Source organism: Corynebacterium mendelii (genome assembly GCF_017307055.1).
GTDB classification, from domain to species: Bacteria; Actinomycetota; Actinomycetes; order Mycobacteriales; family Mycobacteriaceae; genus Corynebacterium; species Corynebacterium mendelii.
On record NZ_JAFLEQ010000003.1, the window covers coordinates 486,529 to 509,860 of the forward strand.

General features: G+C 64.7%; 18 protein-coding genes. 16 read left to right on the forward strand and 2 right to left on the reverse strand.

The features are described from left to right. Positions 1-3: 3 nt before the first annotated feature. On the forward strand, positions 4-1,815 hold the full coding sequence (gene aspS, locus JZY06_RS01945) for an aspartate--tRNA ligase (protein WP_207118045.1): 1,812 nt from the start codon (positions 4-6) through the stop codon (positions 1,813-1,815). A 161-nt stretch (positions 1,816-1,976) separates the two neighbouring features. Continuing rightward, positions 1,977-4,844, forward strand: a complete 2,868-nt coding sequence (locus tag JZY06_RS01950; RefSeq protein ID WP_207118047.1) for an SNF2-related protein — start codon at positions 1,977-1,979, stop codon at positions 4,842-4,844. Positions 4,845-4,889: 45 nt separating this feature from the next. On the opposite strand, the gene JZY06_RS12470 is transcribed toward JZY06_RS01950, so the two are convergent. Beyond that, the gene (locus JZY06_RS12470) at positions 4,890-5,507 is read right to left on the reverse strand and encodes a sugar O-acetyltransferase (protein WP_304503395.1); all 618 of its coding nucleotides are present in this window, start codon (positions 5,505-5,507) and stop codon (positions 4,890-4,892) included. A gap of 387 nt (positions 5,508-5,894) precedes the next feature. On the opposite strand from JZY06_RS12470, the gene JZY06_RS01960 reads away from it, so the two are divergent. The 14 genes from JZY06_RS01960 to nusB all read left to right on the forward strand — a co-directional run bounded on the left by JZY06_RS01960 (position 5,895) and on the right by nusB (position 22,413). Further along, a complete protein-coding gene (locus JZY06_RS01960; protein ID WP_207118306.1) occupies positions 5,895-7,196 on the forward strand; it encodes a protein kinase family protein in 1,302 nt (433 codons plus the stop codon). Between the two features lie 25 nt (positions 7,197-7,221). Next, complete coding sequence (locus tag JZY06_RS01965) at positions 7,222-8,595, forward strand: replication-associated recombination protein A (RefSeq protein ID WP_207118049.1); 1,374 nt, start codon at positions 7,222-7,224, stop codon at positions 8,593-8,595. A gap of 176 nt (positions 8,596-8,771) precedes the next feature. Next, positions 8,772-11,435: an alanine--tRNA ligase gene (gene alaS / locus JZY06_RS01970; RefSeq protein WP_207118051.1), complete on the forward strand. Its 2,664-nt coding sequence runs from the start codon at positions 8,772-8,774 to the stop codon at positions 11,433-11,435. A gap of 152 nt (positions 11,436-11,587) precedes the next feature. Then, positions 11,588-12,100, forward strand: a complete 513-nt coding sequence (gene ruvX, locus JZY06_RS01975) for a Holliday junction resolvase RuvX (RefSeq protein ID WP_207118053.1) — start codon at positions 11,588-11,590, stop codon at positions 12,098-12,100. Positions 12,101-12,333: 233 nt separating this feature from the next. Then, positions 12,334-13,560 carry an endolytic transglycosylase MltG gene (mltG, locus tag JZY06_RS01980; protein ID WP_207118055.1) on the forward strand — a complete coding sequence of 409 codons (1,227 nt, stop codon included), beginning with the start codon at positions 12,334-12,336 and terminating at the stop codon, positions 13,558-13,560. A 152-nt stretch (positions 13,561-13,712) separates the two neighbouring features. Next, the gene (locus JZY06_RS01985; protein WP_330617020.1) at positions 13,713-14,564 is read left to right on the forward strand and encodes a shikimate dehydrogenase; all 852 of its coding nucleotides are present in this window, start codon (positions 13,713-13,715) and stop codon (positions 14,562-14,564) included. Between the two features lie 178 nt (positions 14,565-14,742). Further along, positions 14,743-15,357, forward strand: coding sequence for a prepilin peptidase (locus JZY06_RS01990; protein ID WP_207118057.1), 615 nt, complete (start codon positions 14,743-14,745; stop codon positions 15,355-15,357). A 137-nt stretch (positions 15,358-15,494) separates the two neighbouring features. Continuing rightward, on the forward strand, positions 15,495-16,718 hold the full coding sequence (gene aroC / locus JZY06_RS01995) for a chorismate synthase (RefSeq protein WP_207118059.1): 1,224 nt from the start codon (positions 15,495-15,497) through the stop codon (positions 16,716-16,718). Positions 16,719-16,722: 4 nt separating this feature from the next. After that, positions 16,723-17,289, forward strand: a complete 567-nt coding sequence (locus tag JZY06_RS02000; RefSeq protein WP_207118061.1) for a shikimate kinase — start codon at positions 16,723-16,725, stop codon at positions 17,287-17,289. Positions 17,290-17,468: 179 nt separating this feature from the next. Beyond that, on the forward strand, positions 17,469-18,563 hold the full coding sequence (gene aroB, locus JZY06_RS02005; RefSeq protein ID WP_207118063.1) for a 3-dehydroquinate synthase: 1,095 nt from the start codon (positions 17,469-17,471) through the stop codon (positions 18,561-18,563). 69 nt (positions 18,564-18,632) lie between these two features. Then, on the forward strand, positions 18,633-19,085 hold the full coding sequence (aroQ, locus tag JZY06_RS02010; protein ID WP_207118065.1) for a type II 3-dehydroquinate dehydratase: 453 nt from the start codon (positions 18,633-18,635) through the stop codon (positions 19,083-19,085). A 199-nt stretch (positions 19,086-19,284) separates the two neighbouring features. Next, positions 19,285-20,382: a M24 family metallopeptidase gene (locus JZY06_RS02015; RefSeq protein ID WP_330617021.1), complete on the forward strand. Its 1,098-nt coding sequence runs from the start codon at positions 19,285-19,287 to the stop codon at positions 20,380-20,382. A gap of 248 nt (positions 20,383-20,630) precedes the next feature. Continuing rightward, on the forward strand, positions 20,631-21,194 hold the full coding sequence (gene efp / locus JZY06_RS02020; RefSeq protein WP_207118069.1) for an elongation factor P: 564 nt from the start codon (positions 20,631-20,633) through the stop codon (positions 21,192-21,194). Positions 21,195-21,471: 277 nt separating this feature from the next. Then, positions 21,472-22,413: a transcription antitermination factor NusB gene (gene nusB / locus JZY06_RS02025; protein ID WP_207118071.1), complete on the forward strand. Its 942-nt coding sequence runs from the start codon at positions 21,472-21,474 to the stop codon at positions 22,411-22,413. A gap of 102 nt (positions 22,414-22,515) precedes the next feature. On the opposite strand, the gene JZY06_RS02030 is transcribed toward nusB, so the two are convergent. Next, entirely contained in the window at positions 22,516-23,199 is a 684-nt protein-coding gene (locus tag JZY06_RS02030; RefSeq protein WP_207118073.1) for a TetR/AcrR family transcriptional regulator, read from the reverse strand. Positions 23,200-23,332: the final 133 nt, after the last annotated feature.

The window sequence follows — 23,332 nt, forward strand, 5'->3', positions numbered from 1 at the left end:
ACCGTGTTGCGTACCCATCTCGCAGGAGAATTAGGAAAAGACCTGGCAGGCAAAGAGGTCACATTGACCGGTTGGGTGGCCCGCCGCCGCGACCACGGTGGGGTCATCTTCATTGATCTGCGCGACCGGACGGGTCTGGCACAGGTTGTCTTCCGCAACTCGGAGGTCGCCGAAAAAGCCCACCACCTGCGCAGCGAATACTGCATCCAGGTCACCGGTGTGGTGGAAGCCCGCCCCGAGGGAAGCGAAAACCCGAACCTGGCCTCCGGCGAGATCGAGGTCAATGTCAGCAGGCTGGAGATTCTCAACGCCTCCGCCGCGCTGCCCTTCCAGGTGGAAGACGCCGGCAAAGACAAAGTCGGTGAGGAAGCCCGCCTGAAGTACCGCTACCTGGATTTGCGCCGCGAATCCCAGGCCAAAGCACTGAAACTGCGCTCCCAGGCCAACCGGGCGGCCCGCAGTGTGCTGGATTCGCACGGCTTCACCGAGGTCGAAACCCCCACCCTGACCCGCGCCACCCCGGAGGGCGCCCGCGACTTTCTGGTGCCCGCGCGGCTTCGCCCCGGCACCTTCTACGCCCTGCCGCAGTCCCCGCAGCTGTTCAAGCAGCTGCTGATGGTGGCGGGACTGGAGCGCTACTACCAGATCGCCCGCTGCTACCGGGACGAGGATTTCCGCGCCGACCGGCAGCCGGAATTCACCCAGCTCGATGTGGAAATGTCGTTCATCGACGAAGACGACATCATCGCCCTGTCGGAGGAAATCCTGGTTGAGCTGTGGAAGCTGATCGGCTACGACATTCCCACCCCGATTCCGCGCATGACCTACAAAGAAGCCATGGAACGCTACGGCTCCGACAAGCCGGACCTGCGCTTCGATATCGAGATCACCGAATGCACCGAGTTTTTCAAAGACACCACCTTCCGGGTCTTCCAGGCCCCGTACGTCGGTGCGGTGGTCATGGACGGCGGTGCCTCCCAGCCGCGCCGCCAGCTGGATGCCTGGCAGGAATGGGCCAAACAGCGCGGCGCGAAGGGCCTGGCCTACATTCTCATCGGGGAGGACGGCGAGCCGACCGGCCCGGTGGCCAAAAACATCACCGACGAGGAAAAAGCCGGAATCGCCGCCCATGTCGGCGCCAAGCCGGGCGACTGCATCTTCTTCGCCGCAGGCGAGGCCAAGCCCTCCCGTGCGCTGCTGGGGGCGGCCCGCGGGGAGATCGCCAACAAGCTGGGTCTGATCAAAGACGGTGACTGGGCTTTCACCTGGGTTGTCGATGCCCCGCTGTTTGAGCCGGCCGCCGATGCCACCGCCTCCGGGGATGTCGCGCTCGGCCACTCCAAGTGGACTGCGGTGCACCATGCGTTCACCTCCCCGAAGCCGGAATGCATGGACACCTTCGACGAGGATCCGGCCAGCGCCCTGTCGTACGCCTACGACATTGTCTGCAACGGCAACGAAATCGGCGGCGGCTCGATCCGTATCCACCGCCGCGATGTGCAGGAGCGCGTCTTCAAGGTGATGGGAATCACCGAGGAGGAAGCGCAGGAGAAATTCGGCTTCCTGCTCGATGCGTTCGCCTTCGGCGCCCCGCCGCACGGCGGCATCGCTTTCGGCTGGGACCGCATCACCTCACTGTTGGGCGGCTACGAGTCGATCCGCGACGTGATCGCCTTCCCCAAGTCCGGTGGCGGTGCTGATCCGCTGACCGATGCACCGGCCCCGATCACCCCGGAGCAGCGGCGCGAATCCGGTATCGACGCCAAGCCGAAAAAACCCGGCGAAGCCAAAAAAGACGGCAAAAAAGACGCCTGAGCACCACCTTCCGGGTGACAGCCGCTGACCCCGGGTCCGTGATCCGGTAAAACAAATGACCGCGCCCACCGGCCGGTGATGCCTGCCTCCGCATCACCGGCCGGTGGTTTTTCGTCCCCTGCATCCGGCGGGTACCGGTTGTCTCTGCCACAATTGGCGGCATGGACAAGGCGGAATTCGACCGCATCATCTCCCGGGCGGACACGGTGATCGGTCACGCCGCCACCATCACGGGGGCGGTGGCGGCGCTGTCACGGCCTCCCGCAGCGCCGCTGGTGACCGGTGCCGGTATCGTCCCGGCCCCCGGCAGCGGGGATCGTGCCACACCCGGCCCGAGGGTGCCCGGGGCGCTGATCATCACCCCGCACACCGTGAAATGGCCGGATGATCTCTACGCCCGGGCGGCAGCCGACGACTGTGGCGGCCTCGCGGATTTCCCCGAGTTCGCCGCCCGCGTTGAAACGCTGCGGTTCCACCGCGACAACGCTGTCGCTGCGGCAGCCGGCGGATCGTTTCTGCGGTCGCTTTTTTCCCGCACGGTCAGCCCCGCCGCAGCCGCGGCAGCCGGTCGCCTGCGCTCCCATCTCGACGATCCGGTGCTTGCCGCTCTTTCGGCCCGCTGCGGCGAGATCGGCCACGCCGTGCGGCGGGCCGCCGCCGAGCAGCGCCGCGGCGTGCATGTGGCCCCCGGTATCCACGGGCAACCGGATTCCTGGACCACCACCGCCCGCTACCGGCTGGCTGAAGCGGCGGGAATGCAGGGCACGGTCACCGTCACCAGCCTGCCGGTCACCGACCTTCCGGCGGTGATCGCGCGGATCACCCGGCTGAAACAGGATCCGGATTCACCGGGCAATCTGGCACGCCTGGCCCGGCAGGCGGTCGCCGAACTCACCCGGGAACGCGCCGCCCAACTCCTGTCCGGGATGGCTGTTGATGTGCTGGCCAAAACAAGCCCCCACCGGCTGCGGCTGGCCGGCCTGGACACCATCGGGGTGACAACAGTCAACGATGTGCTGGCCCGCACCACCGCCGAACTGATGGCGGTCGACGGCATCGGGGAGAAAACCGCCCGCCGGATTCTGGCCGCGGCCCGCACCCTGGACCATGAAGCCCGGGCCAGCTGCCACAGGCTGTCCATCGGCCACACACCCACCGCGGCCGCCCAGCAGCTGGTCGCTGTGGCGGCCCGGTATGCCGCGGTGGCCGACACCGACCCGGTGGTCACCGCCCGCCGGGCACGCCTGGTGGAGGTGCTGGCCGGGGTACCCGCCCCACATGGCTCCACCACCAGCTGGGACGTGCTGGTCAGCGACCGCGCCGCATGGGACAGCTTCACCGAGGATCTGGCGTGGGCCATCGTCGATCCGCGGGTGCTCAGCCCGGGGAGAACCGCCGGCCGGGTCACCGACCCCTGGCAGGACTACCAGGCCGACCCGGCCCGCTACCATGCGCTTGTAGCCCAGCTGATCAACCTCGACCACGACAGTGTCGGTGGCCGGGAGCACCATCTCGATGACAGCACGGTGGAAAAAATCCGTGCCCTGCAGCTGGACACGTCACGACTGCGGGGGCTGAGTCTTCGCGGCTACCAGTCTTTCGGTGCCCGGTTTGCGGTGGTGGGCGGAAAAACCATCCTCGGCGACGAGATGGGGCTGGGCAAAACAATCCAGGCCCTGGCCGTTGCCAGCCACATCGCCGCCCGGGGGCCGTGGCTGGACGGGCCGGTGTGTTTCTGCGGGGCCGATACCGGCGGCGACGACAGCGACACCGCCGATGACACCGATGACACCGACGACAGCGGCAATGCCGCTCCGGGGCAGTCCTGGACCCCGCCGGCGGCGTCAGCCACCGGGGCCGCTCCTGCCCGCCCGGCCCGCATCCTGGTGATCTGTCCGGCCAGCGTGCTGGTCAACTGGCTGCACGAGACAGACACACACACCGATTTCCCGGTGTGGCGGCTGCACGGTCCTGCCCGGCAGGCCAACCACGCGGCCTGGATCTCCCGCGGCGGGGTGGCGGTGACGACCTTCGGTACCGCCCGCGTTATGCGGCTGGCGGTACCCGATTTCCTCATTGTCGACGAAGCCCACTTCATCAAAAACCCGCGGGCCCAACGCTCCCGGGCGGCAGCGGCCCTGATCACCGCGGCCCCGACGGTGATGCTGCTCAGCGGCACCCCGATGGAAAACCGGGTCGACGAGTTCGTCACACTGGTCGGCTATGTCAGTCCGGGTCTGGTCACCGAGGCGATGGCAGGCCTTCCGGCCGATGTGTTCGCCACCCGTATCGCCCCGGTGTATCTGCGCCGCAATGTCGACGAAGTGTTGGACGAGCTGCCGGAGAAAACAGAGGAAACCGAATGGGTGGAATTGACCGCCGCCGACCAGGAGATCTACGCCCGGGCGGTCAAGGAAGGAAACTGGATGCTCATGCGACGGGCCGCCTGGCTGACAGACCGCGGGATACCGGCCAAACTCGCCCGGCTCGACGAGATTGTCGCCCAAGCTGCAACCGACGGCTCAAAAGTGCTGGTGTTCAGCTTTTTCCGGGAGGTCATTGACGTCATCGCCGCGCACCTGGGGCAAGTGGTGTGCGGGGTGATCGACGGTTCTGTCACGCCGTCGCGCAGGCAGGAACTGGTCGATGGGCTGGCCGCTGCCCCGGCGGGAAGTGTGCTGGTCAGTCAGATCACCGCCGGGGGACAGGGGTTGAACATCCAGTCCGCCGATGTGGTGGTGCTGGCTGAACCACAGGTCAAACCAACCGTCGAGGAACAGGCGATCGCCCGCAGCTACCGGATGGGCCAGACCCGCCCGGTGCATGTCTACCGGCTCATCGGGGATGACACCGTCGACGAACGGATGCTGGTCATCCTCAAGGGCAAAAAAACCCTGTTCGACAGCTTCGCCAGGGATTCCGCCGCCGCCGATGTGGCCGACGCGGTCGATATCAGCGAAAAAGCGATGGCAGAGGCCATTATCGCCGCCGAACGGCAGCGCCTGGGCTTTGCTGCCGGCAGCGGCTGATACCGGTGGTTCTCCCACACCCCCGGTACCGTCCTGGCCGGGATGTCAGTTCCCGCCTGCAGGATGGCCGGGAGAGGTTCCCACCACCCGGGCCGGGTTGCCGACAGCCACCGAATACGGCGGAATATCGCGGGTGACCACCGCCCCGGCGCCGATGACACTGCCGCTGCCGATCGTGACCCCGGGGCAGACAATCACCCCGCCACCCAACCACACATCATCGCCCACGGTGATCGGATCGGCGGCCTCGATCCCGGTGGCCCGCAGCGCCGGATCAAGCGGATGCACCGGAGTCAGCAACTGGCAGTTCGGCCCGATCTGGCAGCGGTTGCCGATAACGATCATGGCCACATCCAGCGCGGTCAACCCGAAGTTGATGAAGGTGTCGTCCCCGATGGACAGATGCGCCCCGTAGTCGATGGCAATCGGTGCCCTGACATGGGTGCCGGACCCAACGTGCGCGGCAATCCCGGCCAGGATTGTCTGCGCCCGGGACGGATCGGACGGGTAGGTGGTGTTGAACTCATGCTGCGCGCGGCGCGCCCGGTCGGCCATGGCCACCAGTTGCCCATCATCGGCGGTGTACCAGTTGCCCGAGAGCATGCTGGCCAGGGCGGTGGTGTGGCTGCCGGGCACTGTCCGGCCCTCGCGCGTGGTGTCCATGCCAGCCGAATCTACCCGGGTGGCGGTGGTTGTGGGCGGGAAGAAAAACTCTGCCCTCCACCACAGCGGACCGGCCGACAGCGCCGCCGCCCCCGATCAAGCGCCGCAGGCCCACCCGTTGTGGGCGGTTGGTGGCGGCACTGCCCGGATAAACGGTGGTGCCACCCCCTTAAAAGGGGTTAATTGGGTGGTGTGCCGGCGGGGCGGGAGCTGTGGTGCGCAATCCCCGGGGGGATCGGGTGCCGGCCGGGTGGGCTAAACTGCCTACCGGTGGCCCGCACGCCGCGGACCGCCACCCACGGCCGTGTCCGGCCGGGCCGGGACCACTCGGTGCCGGGGGAGGGGCTGCGGCCCGACAGCGAGAAATGAGAAAGCGGGATGGATCCGATGCGCACCACCGACGAGATTGTGGGGATCGCCGAAGAACTGCTGACCAACCGGTTCGGCGGCACCCAGAACCTCACCGACCCGGAAGATCTCGGGGGGTTGGGGACCGCCAAAGTCCTGCGCTGCCGGGTGGCGCCGTCGCCATTTCTGCAGGCCCGCAGTGTGGTGCTGAAATTTGTGCCGCTGTCGGGGGATCTGTTCGATGATGCGGCCCTGGTCAGGGAAGTGGTGTCCTACCAGTTCACCACCTCGCTGCCGACGACAGCGCGGCCCGGGCCGGAATTGCTGGCCTACGACATTGACCGGCGGATTCTGGTGATCGGTGATGCCGGTGACGGGGAGACCTTCGACAGCCTGCTGCAGGATGCCGACCCGGCCGAGCGAATGAAACTGATCCGCCTGCTGGGCCGGGCCATCGGATCGATGCATGCGGCCACCGCCGACCGGGAGGAACACTTCGACATCCTGTTCAACAGGATGCTCACCAAATACCCGGATACCGCCGATATCCACCGGTTGCGGGACCAGACTCTTCTGGCCGCCGTCGACCGGGGACTGCAGCTGGTCACCGCCGCGGGTATCCCGGTGCCAGAGATCGTCACCGCATTCGCCATCGACGCCAAACGCCGCCTGTCATCGGGCAGGCACCGGGCATTCACCCCCTTTGATTTAAGCCCCGACAATATTCTCATGGCCGGTACCCCGCAGTTCCTCGACTACGAGTGGGCGGGTTTTCGGGACGCCGCCTACGATGTGGCCTGCGTTGTGGGCGGATTCCCGCAGTACCTGTTCGCCAATCCGCTCTCCGACGCCGAAGCGGAGGCGTTCATCGCCGCCTGGGTGGGCGAAGTGAAAGACATTTGGCCGAATGTGACCAATCCGGTGCGTCTGCGCGCCCGCATCATCACCGCGCTGATCGGTTGGGCGCTCAGCTCGATCGCCTACCTCTACCACGGTTCGATGGCGCAGATGGTCCAGGAGATGGAAATCTCCCTGCGGCGCCACCCGGATGATCCCTCGGCGGTACCGGATATGGATCATCTGGCCATGGCCACCGCCACCGATGACGACGAGGATGTGCTGGCCGGATCGTTGCTGCACGATATGGGCGAAGACGGTCAGCTGGCCAGGCGGGATTTGCACGAGACTTTTTCCGCCCTGTCGCGGCTTGCCGCCCGCGGCGGTGATCCGCGTTTTGCGCCGGTCAAAGAGTTCGCCGACACCGTTCTTGCCCGCCTGGAGGAACTGGGGGCCACCCCCACCGCCATGGCGCACCGCAACCACGGCGCCGACGGCAGTTAAACCGGGGAGCAGGTCACGTTACGCCATGGCCCAACATGCACTGTTCGGTGATGCCGCCGACGATCCGGTCAGCCCCGGCGGCACGGATGAGCACACCAGCTATTTCCATCCCGGCTCCACCGCGCCGCTGGCCGCCCGCATGCGCCCGACCAACCTCGACGAGGTGGTCGGCCAGGAGCATCTTCTCGGCGAGGGCAAACCGCTGCGGCGGCTGGTGGAAGGCTCAGGCGACGCGTCGGTGATTCTCTACGGTCCTCCCGGGACGGGCAAAACAACGATTGCGTCTTTGCTCTCATCGGCCACCGGCCGCCGCTTCGTCGCTTTGTCCGCCCTGAACGCCGGGGTGAAAGATGTCCGGGCCGTCATTGACCGGGCGCGCAAGGATCTCATCGCCGGGACCCGCACGGTACTGTTCATCGACGAGGTCCACCGGTTTTCCAAAACACAGCAGGATGCGCTGTTGGGGGCGGTGGAAAACCGGATTGTGCTGCTGGTTGCCGCCACCACGGAAAACCCGTCGTTTTCGGTTGTCGCCCCGCTGCTGAGCCGGTCGCTTCTGCTGCAGCTGGAGCCGCTCGACGATGCCGGCATCACCACGGTGATCACCCGGGCCCTGGCCGACAAGCGGGGTTTGGGCGGCAGTGTCAGCGCCACCGACGAAGCCATCAACCAGCTGGTCCTTCTGGCCGGCGGGGACGCCCGACGGTCCCTGACCTACCTGGAGGCCGCCGCAGAGGCCGTCGGCGACGGCGGCACCATCACCATCGACACCATCCGCGACAGCGTGAACAAGGCGGTGGTGCGCTACGACCGGGACGGCGACCAGCATTTCGACGTCACCAGTGCCTTCATCAAATCGGTGCGGGGATCGGATGTTGATGCCGCCCTGCACTATCTGGCCCGGATGATCCACGCCGGGGAAGATCCGCGCTTTATCGCCCGCCGCCTGATCATTCTGGCCAGCGAAGATATCGGCATGGCCGATCCGACCAGCCTGCAGGCCGCCACCGCCGCCGCCCAGGCGGTGGCCATGATCGGTCTTCCCGAAGCCCGGCTCACCCTGGCGCAGGCGACCATCCACCTGGCGCTGGCACCGAAATCGAATGCCGTGTATGTGGCCATCGACCGGGCGCTGAAAGATGTCGCCGACGGCAAAGCCGGGTTTGTGCCGCCGCACCTGCGCGACGGCCACTATGCGGGGGCGAAAAAACTGGGCAATGCCGTCGGCTATGTCTACCCGCACGACAACCCGCACGGGGTGGTCGGCCAGCGCTATATTCCCGACACCCTCGACAGTGCCGTCTACTACCGGCCCACCGACCACGGGGATGAAAAACGCATCCGTTCCTTCCTTGCCCGGCTGCGCGGGATTGTCCGCGGCGGCCCGTCGGCCGGTTGAGTATCACCATCGGCAATCTCCCGGGTAGAGTGACCGGTTGGGAATAACCCGAAAGGGCCGCCCGCACCCGGGCGCCGGTGTGCAGCCACACACCGGTGCGGCCCCGGCCGGTTGGTGCCCCAGATAAAACGATCACCCATACACACGTCTTTTCCAGATTGGTTGTTGATTTAACAGTGCAGACCCACGAGATCCGGGAACGGTTCATCAATCATTTCGTCAATTCCGGTCACACCGAGGTCCCCAGCGCCCCGCTGATCCTCGACGATCCGACGCTGCTGTTCGTCAACGCCGGCATGGTGCCGTTCAAACCCTATTTCCTCGGGCAGCAAAACCCGCCGTTTGCCAACGGCACCGCGACATCGATCCAAAAGTGCGTGCGCACCCTCGACATTGACGAAGTGGGCATCACCACCCGGCACAACACTTTCTTCCAGATGGCCGGAAACTTCTCTTTCGGCCAGTACTTCAAGGAAGGGGCGATCACCCACGCCTGGACGCTGCTGACCGACCCGGTTGACGAAGGCGGCTTCGGACTTGATCCGGAGCGGCTGTGGGTGACGGTGTTCCTCGACGACGATGAGGCCGCCGATATCTGGCACAGAAAACTCGGGGTGCCCAAAGACCGCATCCAGCGGCTGGGCATGGCCGACAACTACTGGTCGATGGGTATTCCCGGCCCCTGCGGGCCGTGCTCGGAAATCTATTACGACCGGGGACCGGAATACGGCAAAGACGGCGGACCGGTTGTCGACGACACCCGCTACATGGAGATCTGGAACCTCGTGTTCATGGAAAACCGCCGCGGGGAGGGTACCGGCAAAGACAATTTCGAGATCTTGGGTCCCCTGCCGAAAAAGAACATCGACACCGGTCTGGGTATCGAACGTGTCGCCTGCATTTTGCAGGGCGTCGACAATGTCTACGAAACAGACCTGTTGCGCCCGGTGATCGATGTTGCCGAGAAACTGACCGGCAGCCCTTACGGCAAAGACCACGACTCCGACATCCGTTTCCGGGTCATCGCCGACCATTCACGCACCGGCATGATGCTGATCCTGGACGGTGTGACCCCCGGCAATGAGGGCCGCGGCTACATTCTGCGCCGTCTGCTGCGCCGCATCATCCGTTCCGCCCGGCTGCTGGGGGCGACAGGGGCCACAATGGAGAAGTTCATGACCACCATCATGGACACCATGACACCGTCCTACCCGGAGATCGCCTCATCGCGGGAACGCATCATCAAAACCGCGGTCGCCGAGGAAAAAGCTTTCCTGCGCACCCTCGAATCGGGCACCCACTTGTTCGAGGACGCCCTCGGAGCGGCGAAGGAGAAAGGCCAGACCACCCTGTCGGGGGACAAGGCCTTCACATTGCACGACACCTACGGTTTCCCCATCGACCTCACCCTGGAGATGGCCCACGAAGCCGGCCTGGAGGTTGACCGGGAAGGTTTCAATGCGCTGATGGCCGAGCAGAAAGCCCGCGCCAAGGCCGACAACCGGGCGAAAAAACACGGCGGCGCTGATTTGAGTGTCTACCGCGAATTCGTCGACGGTCACCCCACCCGTTTCACCGGCTACGGCAACCTGACCGACCAGGCCACGGTGCTGGGCCTGGTCCACGACGGCACAAAGCTCACCCACGCCGGTCAGGGCAAGCAGGTCGAAGTCATTTTGGACACCACCCCCATGTACGCCGAAGCAGGCGGGCAGTTGGGTGACCGGGGAACCATCCGGGTGGGCGACACCGTGCTGGATGTCACCGATGTGCAGAAAATCGGCAAGAAACTGTGGGTCCACAAGGCAGTGGTGACCAACGGTGAGATCGGGGTGGGCGATACCGCGGTTGCCGAAGTGGATAAAAAGTGGCGGCACGCCGCCCGCCAGGCGCACTCGGCCACCCACCTCATCCACGCTGCCCTGCGGCAGATTCTGGGGCCCACGGCAGTCCAGGCCGGTTCCATGAACAAACCCGGATACCTGCGCTTCGACTTCAACTACACCGAGCAGCTGTCCGCCGAGCAGCTGCAGCAGATCGAAACAGTCACCAACGAGGCCGTCGATGTCGACTGGCAGGTCAACACCATCGAAACCACGCTGGAGGAAGCCAAAGCCATGGGGGCGATGGCACTGTTCGGTGAAAACTACGGCCACAATGTCCGCGTCGTGGAAATCGGCGGACCGTTTTCGATGGAGCTGTGCGGCGGCACGCATGTCGACCATTCCTCCCAGATCGGCCCGGTGGCGGTGCTCGGAGAATCATCCGTCGGCTCCGGGGTGCGCCGCATCGAGGCCTATTCGGGTCTCGAGTCCTTCGGCTACCTGTCCAAGGAACGCGCCCTGGCCGAAGGTCTGGCATCGTCGATGAAAGCCCCCACCGACGAGCTTCCCGACCGTATTGCCGCTTTGACCGAGAAACTGAAAGCCGCCGAGAAACAGATCGCCGAATTCAAAAAACAGCAGCTGCAGCAGCAGGCCGGCACCTTCGTCGACGATGCCTCCACCGTCGGTGCCTTCACCGTGATCGCCGAGAAACTGGAGGGCCTGGGCGGCGGCGAGCTGCGGCAGTTGGCCACCGATTTGAAAAACCGTCTCGGCGATGTGCCCGGTGTGGTTGTGCTGGGTTCCGATGACGGCGGGAAAGCACCGTTTGTTGTCGGTGTCACCGCCGAAGGTATCGCCCGCGGCGTGAAAGCAGGGGATATGGTCAAGCTCGTTTCCCGGCACGTCAACGGCCGCGGTGGCGGAAAACCCGATATGGCCCAGGGCCAGGGAACCGACGCCGGCGGTTTCGATGCGGCGTTTACCGCCGTCACCGATGATCTGGCCACCCGCTAGATCCCGGCGCGGTGATCTCTCTCACCCCACCCATCACCAGGTGCAGGCGATGCGCCGCGGCGAAACCCGCCTGTATCCGGTGTTCTAGTGCACCGGTGACCAGAACAGCCGACAGCAGCTGGTGACCGGGTCAGACAAGGAAGATCTCAGCCATGGCTAAACCAACACCGGACACCCCCGGCGCCGACGATCCCGGCCCCGGCCGCAGGCTGGCGCTTGATGTCGGCACGGTGCGCATCGGGGTGGCGGTCAGTGATTCGGCCGCCATGCTGGCCTCACCGGTGGAAACCGTCGACAGGCTCACCGGTTTCAAAGACCGCGACAAAGCCGACATCGACCGGCTGCTGTGGCTGATCGGGCAGTACCGGCCGGTGGAAATCATCATCGGTTTACCGCGGGATTTGAAAGCCAACGGCTCGTCGTCGGTCAAACACGCCAAAGAAATCGGCTTCAGGCTCACCCGCCGGATGACCAACACCGATTCCCTGCCGGTGGTGCCGGTGCGTTTCGCCGATGAACGGCTGACCACCGTGGCCGCCGAACGGCATTTGCGGGACTGCGGTGTCAACACCAAAAAAGGCCGCGCCGTCATCGACCAGGCCGCCGCCTGTGAAATCCTGCAGTCCTGGCTGGATGCCCGGTCCCGGCGGCTTGCCGCGCCGTAGCCTGCCGCCCACAGCGCCGGCACGCCGGGTGGGCCTCGGCGGGGATAAACCAACCGGTAAACATATAAGCTGGGGACCACGCCTTGAAAAGGTGCCACGCCCGCTAGGGTCCGCATCCGTGCTGCCGGTACCGGTGGTGTTGCCATCACAGCTGTCCGGCACCGCGGGACACGTGTGTGCCGGGCCAGCCATTTTTTCCGTCGAACGACAATCCCGGGGTAAGAGATAAACCGATGAGCAGATCTTCTTCCAATGCCAGAGGCAAAGCCCGCTTTATCGGGGTGGCCAGCGCCAGTATTCTCATCATCGTGATGGTGCTGGCACTGGTGGGGCTGGGGCGGCTGAGAATGCCCGTCACCCCTGATTTCGAGGGCACCGGCAACGGTGTGACCGAGCTGGTGGAGATCACCCCCGGATCCTCGGTGTCGGCTCTCGGCCCGGAGCTTGTCGAACGCGGCATCGTCAAATCCAACGCCGCTTTCCAGAAAGCCGCCGGCGCCAACGACAAGGCCTCCACCGTCACCCCCGGTTTCTACCGGCTGCAGGGACAGATGTCGGCGGTCTCCGCGGTGGAAGCACTCGTGGATCCGGCCAACAAGGTGCAGTTGCTCACCGTCAACGGCGGGTCGACACTCAACGATGTGACCGTGGTCGGCGGCGGCACCCGCTTCGGGATTTTCTCCGACATCGCGGCTTTGGCCTGCGGGGACAAACCCGACTCCAACTGTGTCACCGTCGCGAAACTTGCCGATGCCGCAGCCACCACCGACCCGGTGGAACTGGGGGTTCCGGCCTGGGCCGTTGACGCGGTCACCGCCCGCGGCGATGATCCCCGGCGGATCGAGGGGCTGATTGCCCCGGGCAGCTATGTGGTCAACCCGCACATGAGCGCCACCGAAATCCTCACCGATCTTGTCACCCGCTCCGCCGCGGTGTGGGACAAAACCGGCATCACCGCAAAAGCCGAGGCCACCGGGTTGACCCCCTACCAGCTTCTGACCGCGGCCTCGCTGGTGGAACGGGAATCCCCGGCGGGCGAGTTCGACAAAGTCGCCCGGGTGATCATCAACCGGCTAAACACCCCCATGCGGCTGGAGTTTGATTCCACCGTCAACTACGACCTGGCCGACCAGGAAGTCGCCACCACCGACGACGACCGTGCCCGGGTCACCCCGTGGAACACCTACGCCAAAGACGGCCTGCCCGACACCCCGATCGCCTCCCCGTCGGTGGAGGCGCTGGAAGCGATGGAAAACCCGGCCGACGGCGACTGGCTGTTTTTCGTCACCATCGACAAAGACGGCACCACCGTGTTCAACAACACCTTCGACGAGCATCTCAGCGACACCCAGAAAGCACTCGATGCCGGGGTGCTGGATTCCAAGCGTGACCAGTCGGCGGCCGGCGGCGACAGCCCGTCCGATACCGCCGACCCCGACCAGGCTCCGCCCGCCCAGTAGTCCACCAGGTTCCCACCCCCGCCACCACAGTGGGATAAATCCTGCCGCGGTGGCAGGCACCGCCCTAGCCGCATCGCCGGTCCCGGGGCTGTGTCCGCGGATAAAGCGTTTCGTGCCCGCACCCTTTTTCCAAGGATTGGTTGCCCACCACCGTGAACACCCCTCTTGCTCCCGCACACCCCTCGATAGCCCGCCGGGCGGCTGTTATCGGCCATCCGGTCGACCACTCGCTGTCGCCGGTGTTGCACACTGCCGGCTACACCGCCTTAGGCCTGGACGATTTCAGCTACGGGCGCATCGACTGCGACGCTGACGGGGTTGCGCCCCTTCTCGCCGGTCAGGGCCGCAGCTACGCCGGTTTTTCCTGCACCATGCCCTGCAAGTTCGCGGCCCTGGCGGTGGCCGACCATGCCACGCACAGGGCCACATCAATCGGCTCGGCCAACACCCTGGTGCAGGTGGAACCGGGGGTGTGGCGGGCCGACAACACCGACTGTGACGGCGTGGCCGGCGCACTGGACGAGCTGGGGGTGGCCCGTGACTTGTCCGGCGCCCGGGCGCTGGTGGTCGGGGCAGGGGGGACCGCCCGCCCGGCGGTGTGGGCGCTCGGCGGCAGGGGCGTCGACCACATTGATATCGTCAACCGTTCCGACCGCAGCGACCAGTTCCGTGATCTGGCCCGCGCCTGCGGGGTCAGTGTCAGTTTCCATCCCACCGAACACGCCGACCTCGACACGCTGGTGGCAGCCAGTGCGGTGGTGGTCTCCACTGTCCCGTCGGCGGCGATTGTCGGTCTGGAACACCGTCTGGCGAAGGTTCCGGTTGTCGATGTCATCTACAACCCGTGGCCCACGGCACTGGTGTCGGCGGCCCGGGCCAACGGCGTTGCCGCCGTCGGGGGGCACGTGATGCTGGCCTGCCAGGCCTATTCCCAATTCGAGCAGTTCACCGGTCATCCGGCACCCACCCAAGCCATGCGCGCCAGCCTTGAGGCCTACCTGTAGCAGGCTCAGCCGGATCAGGTTTCCAGCAGCGGGCACACGCTGTCCGTGGATCCGCCGGCATGCCCGGTGCCGCCAGGGCCCCGGCCCGGTGGATAACCGGGTGTGCTCCACAGCGCACGCCCCATAAGCTGTCATCGTCCTTGTTCGGCCTGCCCGGCAGGTTCTAGCGTCATGGCCCATGACCGCTCACCCCGCATCCGCACCCACCAGCTGCACCGGCACCCGATGTGTCGGCCGGGATCCTGGCGGGGTGTGTCGTGGTCTTGTCGCAGTTCCTCCGGGCCGGGTAGCCGCGGTGTGTGCCGCCGCCACGGCGGCAACGGTGGCGGTGGTGATCATCTGTCGCTCCCTCACCCAGGGGGCGGTGGTATTTGGCCTGGTGGCCTGTATCACTGTCGGTGTCTGGGCGGTGGGGCTGGCGGTCATGGACTGCTGCACGGGTTTTCTGCCCGATGTGTTGACCTGGCCGGGAACGGTTGCCGCCCTCATCGGGGCGGTGGCCTGGGGGCGGCCGGAACTCGCCGTCGGCGGGCTGGCCTGGGCGGTGCTGTATCTGGTGGTGGCGGGGTGTGTGGGCGGGGTGGGCGGCGGCGACATCAAATTCGCCCCGGCCCTGGGCACAGCCAGTGCCACCGGCGGGGTGCTGGGGGTGTGTCTGGCCATCGCCGTGGCCGCGGTGGCCACTGTGGTCATGCTGGTGGCGGGCAAACGGGACACAATCCCGCATGCACCGGCGATGGTTGTGGGATGCCTGGTCTCGGTGGCCTGCACCATCACCGGCGCCCCGGTGTGAGACGACCCCGAACAACGCTCCCGGTGACAGTGTTGCGGGCATTGCGGCCGGGGCGGATGAGGGGTATGCGCCACGATTTTTCAACCAAAACTGCGCCCCGTGGCCGGTGATGGTCACCGTTCTGACACAATGGGTGCATGCTCCGATGGACAACAGCAGGTGAATCCCACGGTCAGGCGCTCGTCGCGACAGTCGAGCACATGCCGGCCGGTGTGCCCGTCTCAACCGGGAAGATAGCCGAGCAGCTCGCCCGGCGGCGACTGGGCTACGGGCGCGGCGCCCGCATGAAATTCGAGGCCGATGAACTGACCGTTCTCACCGGCGTGCGGCACGGACGAAGCCTCGGCGGGCCGATCAGCATTGTCATCGGCAACAGTGAGTGGCCCAAATGGACCACCATCATGTCCGCCGAACCCGTCGACATGGATGACCCGGAGGTCGTCAAAGCCATGGAGTCGGGCCGTGGGGCGAAACTGACCCGGCCGCGCCCCGGTCACGCCGATTTCGCCGGCATGCTCAAATACGGTTTTGACGAAGCCCGTCCGGTTCTGGAACGCGCCTCGGCCAGGGAAACAGCCGCCCGGGTGGTCTGCGGGGAGATTGCCCGTTCCCTGCTGCGGGAAACCCTCGGCGTGGAAGTGGTCAGCCATGTCATCTCCATCGGTGAATCGGAACCCTATTCCGGCCCGCTGCCGGAATTTTCCGATCGGGACGCCATTGACGCCTCCCCGGTGCGTGCCTTTGGCCCGGAGGCCGAAGCCTCGATGATCGACTGCATAGAGAAAGCCAAAAAACAGGGCGATACCCTCGGCGGGGTCATTGAGGTTGTGGTCCACGGTCTGCCGATCGGGTTGGGAAGCCACATCTCCGGCGACGACCGGCTCGACGCCCAGCTGGCTGCCGCCGTCATGGGTATCCAGGCGATCAAAGGCGTGGAAATCGGTGACGGTTTCGCTGAGGCCCGTCGCCGCGGTACCCGGGCGCACGATGAAATGGTTGTCGACACCGACCGCGGGGTGACCCGCACCAGCAACCGGGCCGGCGGCCTGGAAGGCGGAATGACCAACGGCCAGCCGCTGGTTGTCCGGGCGGCCATGAAACCGATCTCCACGGTGCCGCGGGCACTGAAAACGGTGGATATGGCCACCGGCAAACCCGCCACCGCCATCCACCAGCGCTCTGATGTGTGTGCGGTCCCGGCAGCCGGTGTCGTCGCCGAAGCCATGGTCGCCCTGGTTGTTGCCCGTGCCGTGCTCACCAAGTTCGGCGGCGACAGCCTGGAAGAAACCAAACGAAACATCGACGGCTACCTCGAGCAGGTGACATCCCGATTGGCCTTCAACGGGCAGGAGGAGTCCTAGTCCCATGTCCCACCGTCCCAAAGCAGTTCTCGTCGGACCCCCCGGTGCCGGGAAAACCACCGTCGGCCGCCGGCTGGCCAGTGCCCTGGGCACTGAATTTACCGACACCGATGCCCTCATAGCCCAGGACCACGGCACCAGTTGCGGGGAAGTGTTCGCCGAAGTCGGCGAGGAAGCGTTCCGCGAACTCGAATACGCTGCCGTGGAAAAAGCCCTGGCCAAAGGTGGCATTGTGGCTCTTGGCGGGGGCGCGGTCGAAACCGAGGCCGTCCGCACCTTATTGGCCGGGCACCGGGTTGTGTGGGTGGATGTCTCCGCCGAGGAAGGCGCCCGGCGCACCTCCGGTGATGATTCCCGCCCCATTTTGGCCGCCGATGATCCGAAAGCCAGATACACGGCACTTCTCGCCCGCCGCGCACCGCTGTACCGGTCGGTTGCCGCCCACAAGGTGCGCACCGACAACAAACGGCCCCCGCAGATCGTCGCCGACGTGCTCAACTGGCTGGATGAGGAAAAGTCCGCCGACCGGCAGGAACGCCGTCCGGTCATCCACCACCCCGAGACCGACTGACAACGCCTCCACCGCTGCCGGGTGCCGTCGGCTGCGAAGACATCACTTCCCGGCGGCACCCGCCGCAACACCCGACAATCCTCCATTCACCCCGGTCCACAGCAGACAGTCGGATCCGGGCATCGGGTACCCCGCGTGTAATTTTTTCTCCCACCCCGAAAGGACAGTGGCCCCCGGCCATGACCACCACCAGCGATTTTTCCCGCGTCATCAGCGTCAACGGCAACAAACCCTATGACGTGACCATCGGCCACGACCTCAACCGGGCCATCGTCGACTTTGTGGTCTCCTCCGGCGAAGCCACCCAGGTGGCGATCATCCACCAGCCGGTGCTCGGCGATGCCGCCCACAGCCTGTCCAGCAAGCTGGAACAGGCCGGTCTTGCAGTAACCAGCATGGTCATCGATGACGCCGAAGCCGGCAAAACACTGGCGACCTGCCAGAAATGCTGGGATGTGCTCGGCGAGAAGGCATTCGGCCGCAAAGACATCGTCATCGGTGTCGGTGGGGGAGCAGCCACCGACCTGGCCGGGTTCGTGGCCGCCGCCTGGATGCGGGGCGTGAAAGTCATTCAGGTGCCCACCACGTTGCTGGCCATGGTCGATGCGGCGGTCGGCGGAAAAACGGGAATCAACACCGGGGCCGGCAAAAACCTGGTGGGTGCCTTCCATGAACCGGCGGCGGTGTTCATTGACCTGGACCGTCTGGCGACCCTGCCCGAAGACGAAATCGTGGCCGGCAGCGCGGAGATCATCAAAACCGGGTTCATCGCCGATGAAGAGATCCTCAAACTCTACGAAAAAGATCCCGCCAACTGTCTACAGGGCGGCAGCCATCTGCCGGAACTGATCGCCCGCTCGGTGGCGGTGAAAGCGCACGTCGTCGCCTCCGATCTGGAGGAAGCCGGCCTTCGGGAGATTCTCAACTACGGGCACACTCTCGGCCACGCGATCGAGAAAAAGGAAAACTTCACCTGGCGTCACGGCACCGCCGTGGCCGTGGGCATGGTTTTCGCCGCCGAACTGGCGCATACGGCAGGACTGATCGACAAACAGCTGGTTGACCGTCACCGGGCAATCATTTCCTCGGTCGGTCTTGGCACCAGCTACCGGCCGGAAATGTTCGACAGCCTGCTCGCCTCGATGCTGCGGGACAAAAAAACCCGTGCCGGGGTGCTGCGCTTTGTGGTTCTGGAGGGGCTGTGCCAGCCCACGATTCTCACCGGCCCATCGGTGGAACAGTTGACGCTGGCCTATGGGCGCATCAGCGGCTAGAAGCTGCGGCAGAAGCGGCAGCGGGGATGGATGCCACGGCCGGTGCGCTGTGCCGGTAGGTTTGACCGCATGCACATTGTTTGTCTCAACGGACCCAACCTGAACCGCCTGGGTAAAAGACAGCCCGACATCTACGGCCGTGAAACGCTGGCCGATGTCGAAAAGAAAATGGCTGACCTGGCCGGCACCCTCGGCTGCACGGTGTCGTTTTTCCAGTCCAACCATGAAGGTGAACTCATCGACCGGGTTCACCGGGCGGCAGAGACCAACTCCGCGGTGATCATCAACCCCGGCGGCTTGACCCACACCTCTGTTGCGTTGCGAGACGCCCTGGCCGAAATCGCCGACGGTCCCGGTTTCATTGAGGTGCATATCTCCAACATCCACGCCCGGGAACCGTTCCGGCACCACTCCTATCTGTCGCCGATCGCGGTCGGGGTGATCGCCGGTGTGGGAACCCAGGGCTATCTTCTGGCTTTGCGCGCCACCGTCGACCGGTTGCAGTCCACTGGTGCGCGCTAGGCGGTAGAATGGTGTGATGCGGCAGCGCGGGAACACCGGGTATTTTCCCGCCTACCCCGCGCACCGTGTGGCACCAGCACCGTCGGGGCCGGATACCGGCTACCGGCACTTTGTACCGTTACGCGGACGGCATGTCTTTTCCCGTTGTGGCATACGGGAGTCTTCCGTGCCGTTCGTCACCAAGGAGGACAAGATAACCGTGGCTTTGCTCGCCGACACCCGTTTCGAAAACCGCCGCCGCAAGATTGCCGCCCACTTCGCGGCCCAACGTCTGGACTCCATGCTGGTGACGCATCTGACCCATGTGCGGTATTTGACCGGTTTCACCGGCTCCAACGGTGGGGTCATCGTCAACAAGGATCTGTCGGCGAAAGTCGCCACCGACGGCCGCTACACCACCCAGATCGCCGATCAGGTTCCTGATCTTGACTGCCTGTGCGCCCGGGCCTGCGGACCGGATCTGCTGCGGGAGGTTGAGGGGCCCCGGCGGGTTGGTTTCGAAGCCGACTACACCTCGGTCAGCGAGCTGGAAAAACTGAAAGAGGCCGCCGGTGACAACGTCACCCTGGTTCCGGTCACCGGCATCATCGAACAGTGCCGGCTGATCAAGGACCACACCGAACTCGATCGCCTGCAGGCTGTGGCCGAGCTTGCCACCGAAGCCCTCAAACAGCTGCTAGATGCCGGTGAGCTGGCGGTCGGGCGCAAAGAACATGAAGTCGCCGCCGATCTGGAGTACCGGATGCTGAAACTGGGGGCCCAAAGAACCAGTTTCGACACCATCCTCGCCTCCGGGCTGAATTCAGCCAAGCCGCATGCCGGTGTGTCCGACAAGATCATTGACGACGGTGACATCGTCACCATCGACTACGGTGCGCATCTGGACGGCTACAACTCCGACTGCACCCGCACCTTCATCATGGGGCATGCCACCGACTTCGCCGAAGAAATCTACGGTGTCGTCCACCAGTCCCAGGCCGCCGGCGTGGAAGCCGCCGTGGCGGGGGCGAAACTCGTTGACGTCGACACCGTGTGCCGCGACATTATCGACCGGGCCGGCTACGGCGAATACTTCGTCCACTCCACCGGACACGGCATCGGGCTGGATGTGCACGAAAAACCGATGGCATCCACCAAGGGAGAGGGCATTCTGGAGCCGGATATGACACTGACCATCGAGCCGGGCATCTACATTCCGGGCAAAGGTGGCGTACGTATTGAAGACACCCTGATCATCACCGACGGCGCCCCCAAGGTGATCACCACCATGAGCAAGGACCTGACGGTCATCGGTTAAGCGAAGGCACCGGCACGCAAGGCGGGGCGGTGGCTTGAGGCCCCACCACCACGCGTTGCGTGCCGGATCCCCGGTGCGTGCGGGCGGGCCGCGCCAGCAGACTGCTCCCTAGGTTGTGCGCTGCTGGTGCTATCATGTCTTTCGGCCCGGATCCGGCGCACCCGTCAGGTGTGTGGCTGGGTTCTCCGGCAGCCGCACCGCATAGTCAACGAAATATCCGTTTAAATAATCCGAGGAGCTGTACCCGCGTGGCAACAACCGCTGACTTCAAAAATGGCCTTGTGCTCAAAATCGACAACAAGCTGCAGCAGATCGTCGAGTTCCAGCACGTGAAGCCGGGCAAGGGACCCGCTTTCGTGCGCACCAAGCTCAAGGACGTTGTCTCCGGCAAAGTTGTTGACAAGACCTTCAACGCCGGTGTCAAGGTGGAAACCGCCACCGTTGACCGCCGTGACATGACCTACCTGTACCACGACGGCGAATCCTTCGTTCTCATGGACGAGAAAACCTTCGACCAGATCGAGATCGGCAACCACCTGATGGGTAACGGCGCCAATTTCCTCCTGGAAAACACCACCGTCCAGGTTTCCTTCCACGAAAACGAGCCGCTGTTCGTCGAGCTTCCCGTCACCGTCGAGCTGAAAGTCGAACACACCGATCCCGGTCTGCAGGGTGACCGTTCCACCGGCGGCACCAAGCCCGCCACCCTGGAAACCGGCGCCGAGGTTCAGGTTCCGTTGTTCATCGAAACCGGTAACGTCCTTAAAATCGACACCCGTGACGGCTCATACGTCTCCCGCGTGAACAACTAAATGCTGTTCGGCCTGGTGGCCGATCGCCTTGTTCCCCCAGACACCACCGGTTGCCCAACCGGTGGTGTTGCACACCCGGCACCAGGCCCGTAGAGTTCCCACCCAACAGAGGCGGGCGAGTGGGTTTTTCCGCCCATCAACGCCTGTCGCCGGATACCACCGGTGAACTTCCGTGTTTTTTCCGGTAACAAACACCGGCGGGCACCCGCCGGACTCCTGCTCTGTGACAACTGACCATCTGCACCTCATTTCCTAGAAGCGGACATTGACGATTCCCATGGATTCACCGAATTCCTCCCATCCCGGCGAACGCAACAGCACACCGAGGTACAAACGCCACGGTTCCCGCTACAAGGCACGCAGGCGGGCAGTCGACATTATTTTCGAAGCGGAAGCCCGCGACGTGGATCCGGTGGCCATCTGCGACGAACGCAGCTCGATGGCCTGCCAGCCCGATTCCGACGTTCGACCCGTCAATGCCTACACCAGGAAAATCGTTGAAGGCGTGGCAGTCGAACTCAACACCGTTGACGAAGTCATCGTGAACTATTTGACCGATGACTGGGAACTGGGCCGGATTGCGGCCACCGACCGCGCTATTTTGCGGGTCATTGTCTGGGAGATGCTCTACAGCCCGGATGTTCCCGCCAAAGTGGCGGTTGTGGAAGCCACCGAACTCGCCAGCCAGTATTCCGACGCGTCGTCCCCGGCCTACATCAACGCCATGCTCGACCGCATGGCAGACGATGTCGACGACATCAAAGCCCGTATCAACCGTGACCGGGCCGACGAGGAAGGCGCCACCACCGTCGACAGGCCCGTGGAAGGTGAACCCGAACCTGTTTCCGGCACCGGCACCGCACCAGCAGATACAGCGGCAGACTCCGGTGACTGCTCGCCCCACACCGGTGCCGGGGCGGAGACCGCGTCGACCCCTGAGACCGGTGAGTGCGCCGGACCAGACGATGCACCGGCTGTGCATGACAGTGACGGCACCGGTACCCCGGCCCCAGCAGCCGAAGGATCCGATGCTCCGGCCGGGAATTCAGACAGCGACAGCACCCCGGATTCTGCCGCACCGGCGGCTGAGCCGGAGGCGGAAAGCAGCCGGAATCCGGATCAGCCGTCAACCCGGCACAGTGACTGCACGGACAACGAAGACAACGCCGACAGTGACAACGGCACCGGCGCAACCCAGGTATCAAACTGGGTTATCTGAGTGTGGCAGCTAAAAAAACAGAGAACCGGCAGCGGAAACAACTCCGCCGCCGGTTTTTTGTGTGAGCTCACCTGGGCCTGAGGCGGCACCGTTGAAGTGGGGCTAGTTGTCGTCGTTTGCGGTCTGGTTCGCGCAGTTTTGCTGACGCTGGGCCTCCATACCGGTGATGATGAAGTTGACTTTGTCCCGCAGATTGCCGCGGTCGAGCCAAATCTCGTCGGTTTTGAAAAACAGCCGCTGGGACAGTGAAATCCGGCCCTTCGGCTTGACCATTTCCTCCGAGAGCCGGGGATGATTTTTGTGCTGCTTGCGGCGCTGCTCCACCTCAATGTGATTGATGAAGATCATGTCCGACAGCATCATCAGGCCGAAGGAAAAGCCCATGCGGTCATCGCCGTAGCCGGCCTCCTGGCACTGGTCGACCAACTGCCAGATGTAGTCTTTGGCGTGGAGGGTTGACAGCGGACGGGTCAGCACGACCTCGCCGAGACCCGGGTACTCGTCCAGCACGCGCCACATCTCGTCGGTGAACATACGCAGCTGGTCCTGCCACGGCTGGTCAGCCGGGGGAAGCTGCAGGGTCCGGCTGATGCGCTCCAAACATTTGTCGACCAGATCGTCCCGGTTTTCAATCACCCGGTACAGCGAGGGCGTGGAAAAGCCGAGTTCCTTCGCCACGGCCGCCAGGGAAAACTCCGCCAGTCCCAAATCCAGGGCGATGTCGACGGCATCCTCCAACGTGAACTTCGGTTTCGGCCCGCGTCGCCTATCGTCTGTATCTACCATGTGATTCAGTGTAAACCTCCCTGACCTGCAGCCGGAACCGGGCCCGTGCAGTCATGAATCCGGAACCACCCCTGGATTGGGTTACCTCGTGGTGGATGCCGGATACAGCGTCCACCGGCGGCGACCCTAGGAT

Excerpts from the sequence above, each read along its gene's own strand:
- JZY06_RS01950 (WP_207118047.1), top strand. The coding sequence starts at position 1,977 with ATGGACAAGGCGGAATTCGACCGCATCATCTCCCGGGCGGACACGGTG.
- JZY06_RS12470 (WP_304503395.1), bottom strand. The coding sequence starts at position 5,507 with ATGGACACCACGCGCGAGGGCCGGACAGTGCCCGGCAGCCACACCACC.
- JZY06_RS01960 (WP_207118306.1), top strand. The coding sequence starts at position 5,895 with ATGCGCACCACCGACGAGATTGTGGGGATCGCCGAAGAACTGCTGACC.
- JZY06_RS01965 (WP_207118049.1), top strand. The coding sequence starts at position 7,222 with ATGGCCCAACATGCACTGTTCGGTGATGCCGCCGACGATCCGGTCAGC.
- ruvX (WP_207118053.1), top strand. The coding sequence starts at position 11,588 with ATGGCTAAACCAACACCGGACACCCCCGGCGCCGACGATCCCGGCCCC.
- mltG (WP_207118055.1), top strand. The coding sequence starts at position 12,334 with ATGAGCAGATCTTCTTCCAATGCCAGAGGCAAAGCCCGCTTTATCGGG.
- JZY06_RS01990 (WP_207118057.1), top strand. The coding sequence starts at position 14,743 with ATGACCGCTCACCCCGCATCCGCACCCACCAGCTGCACCGGCACCCGA.
- aroC (WP_207118059.1), top strand. The coding sequence starts at position 15,495 with ATGCTCCGATGGACAACAGCAGGTGAATCCCACGGTCAGGCGCTCGTC.
- JZY06_RS02000 (WP_207118061.1), top strand. The coding sequence starts at position 16,723 with ATGTCCCACCGTCCCAAAGCAGTTCTCGTCGGACCCCCCGGTGCCGGG.
- aroB (WP_207118063.1), top strand. The coding sequence starts at position 17,469 with ATGACCACCACCAGCGATTTTTCCCGCGTCATCAGCGTCAACGGCAAC.
- aroQ (WP_207118065.1), top strand. The coding sequence starts at position 18,633 with ATGCACATTGTTTGTCTCAACGGACCCAACCTGAACCGCCTGGGTAAA.
- nusB (WP_207118071.1), top strand. The coding sequence starts at position 21,472 with ATGGATTCACCGAATTCCTCCCATCCCGGCGAACGCAACAGCACACCG.
- JZY06_RS02030 (WP_207118073.1), bottom strand. The coding sequence starts at position 23,199 with ATGGTAGATACAGACGATAGGCGACGCGGGCCGAAACCGAAGTTCACG.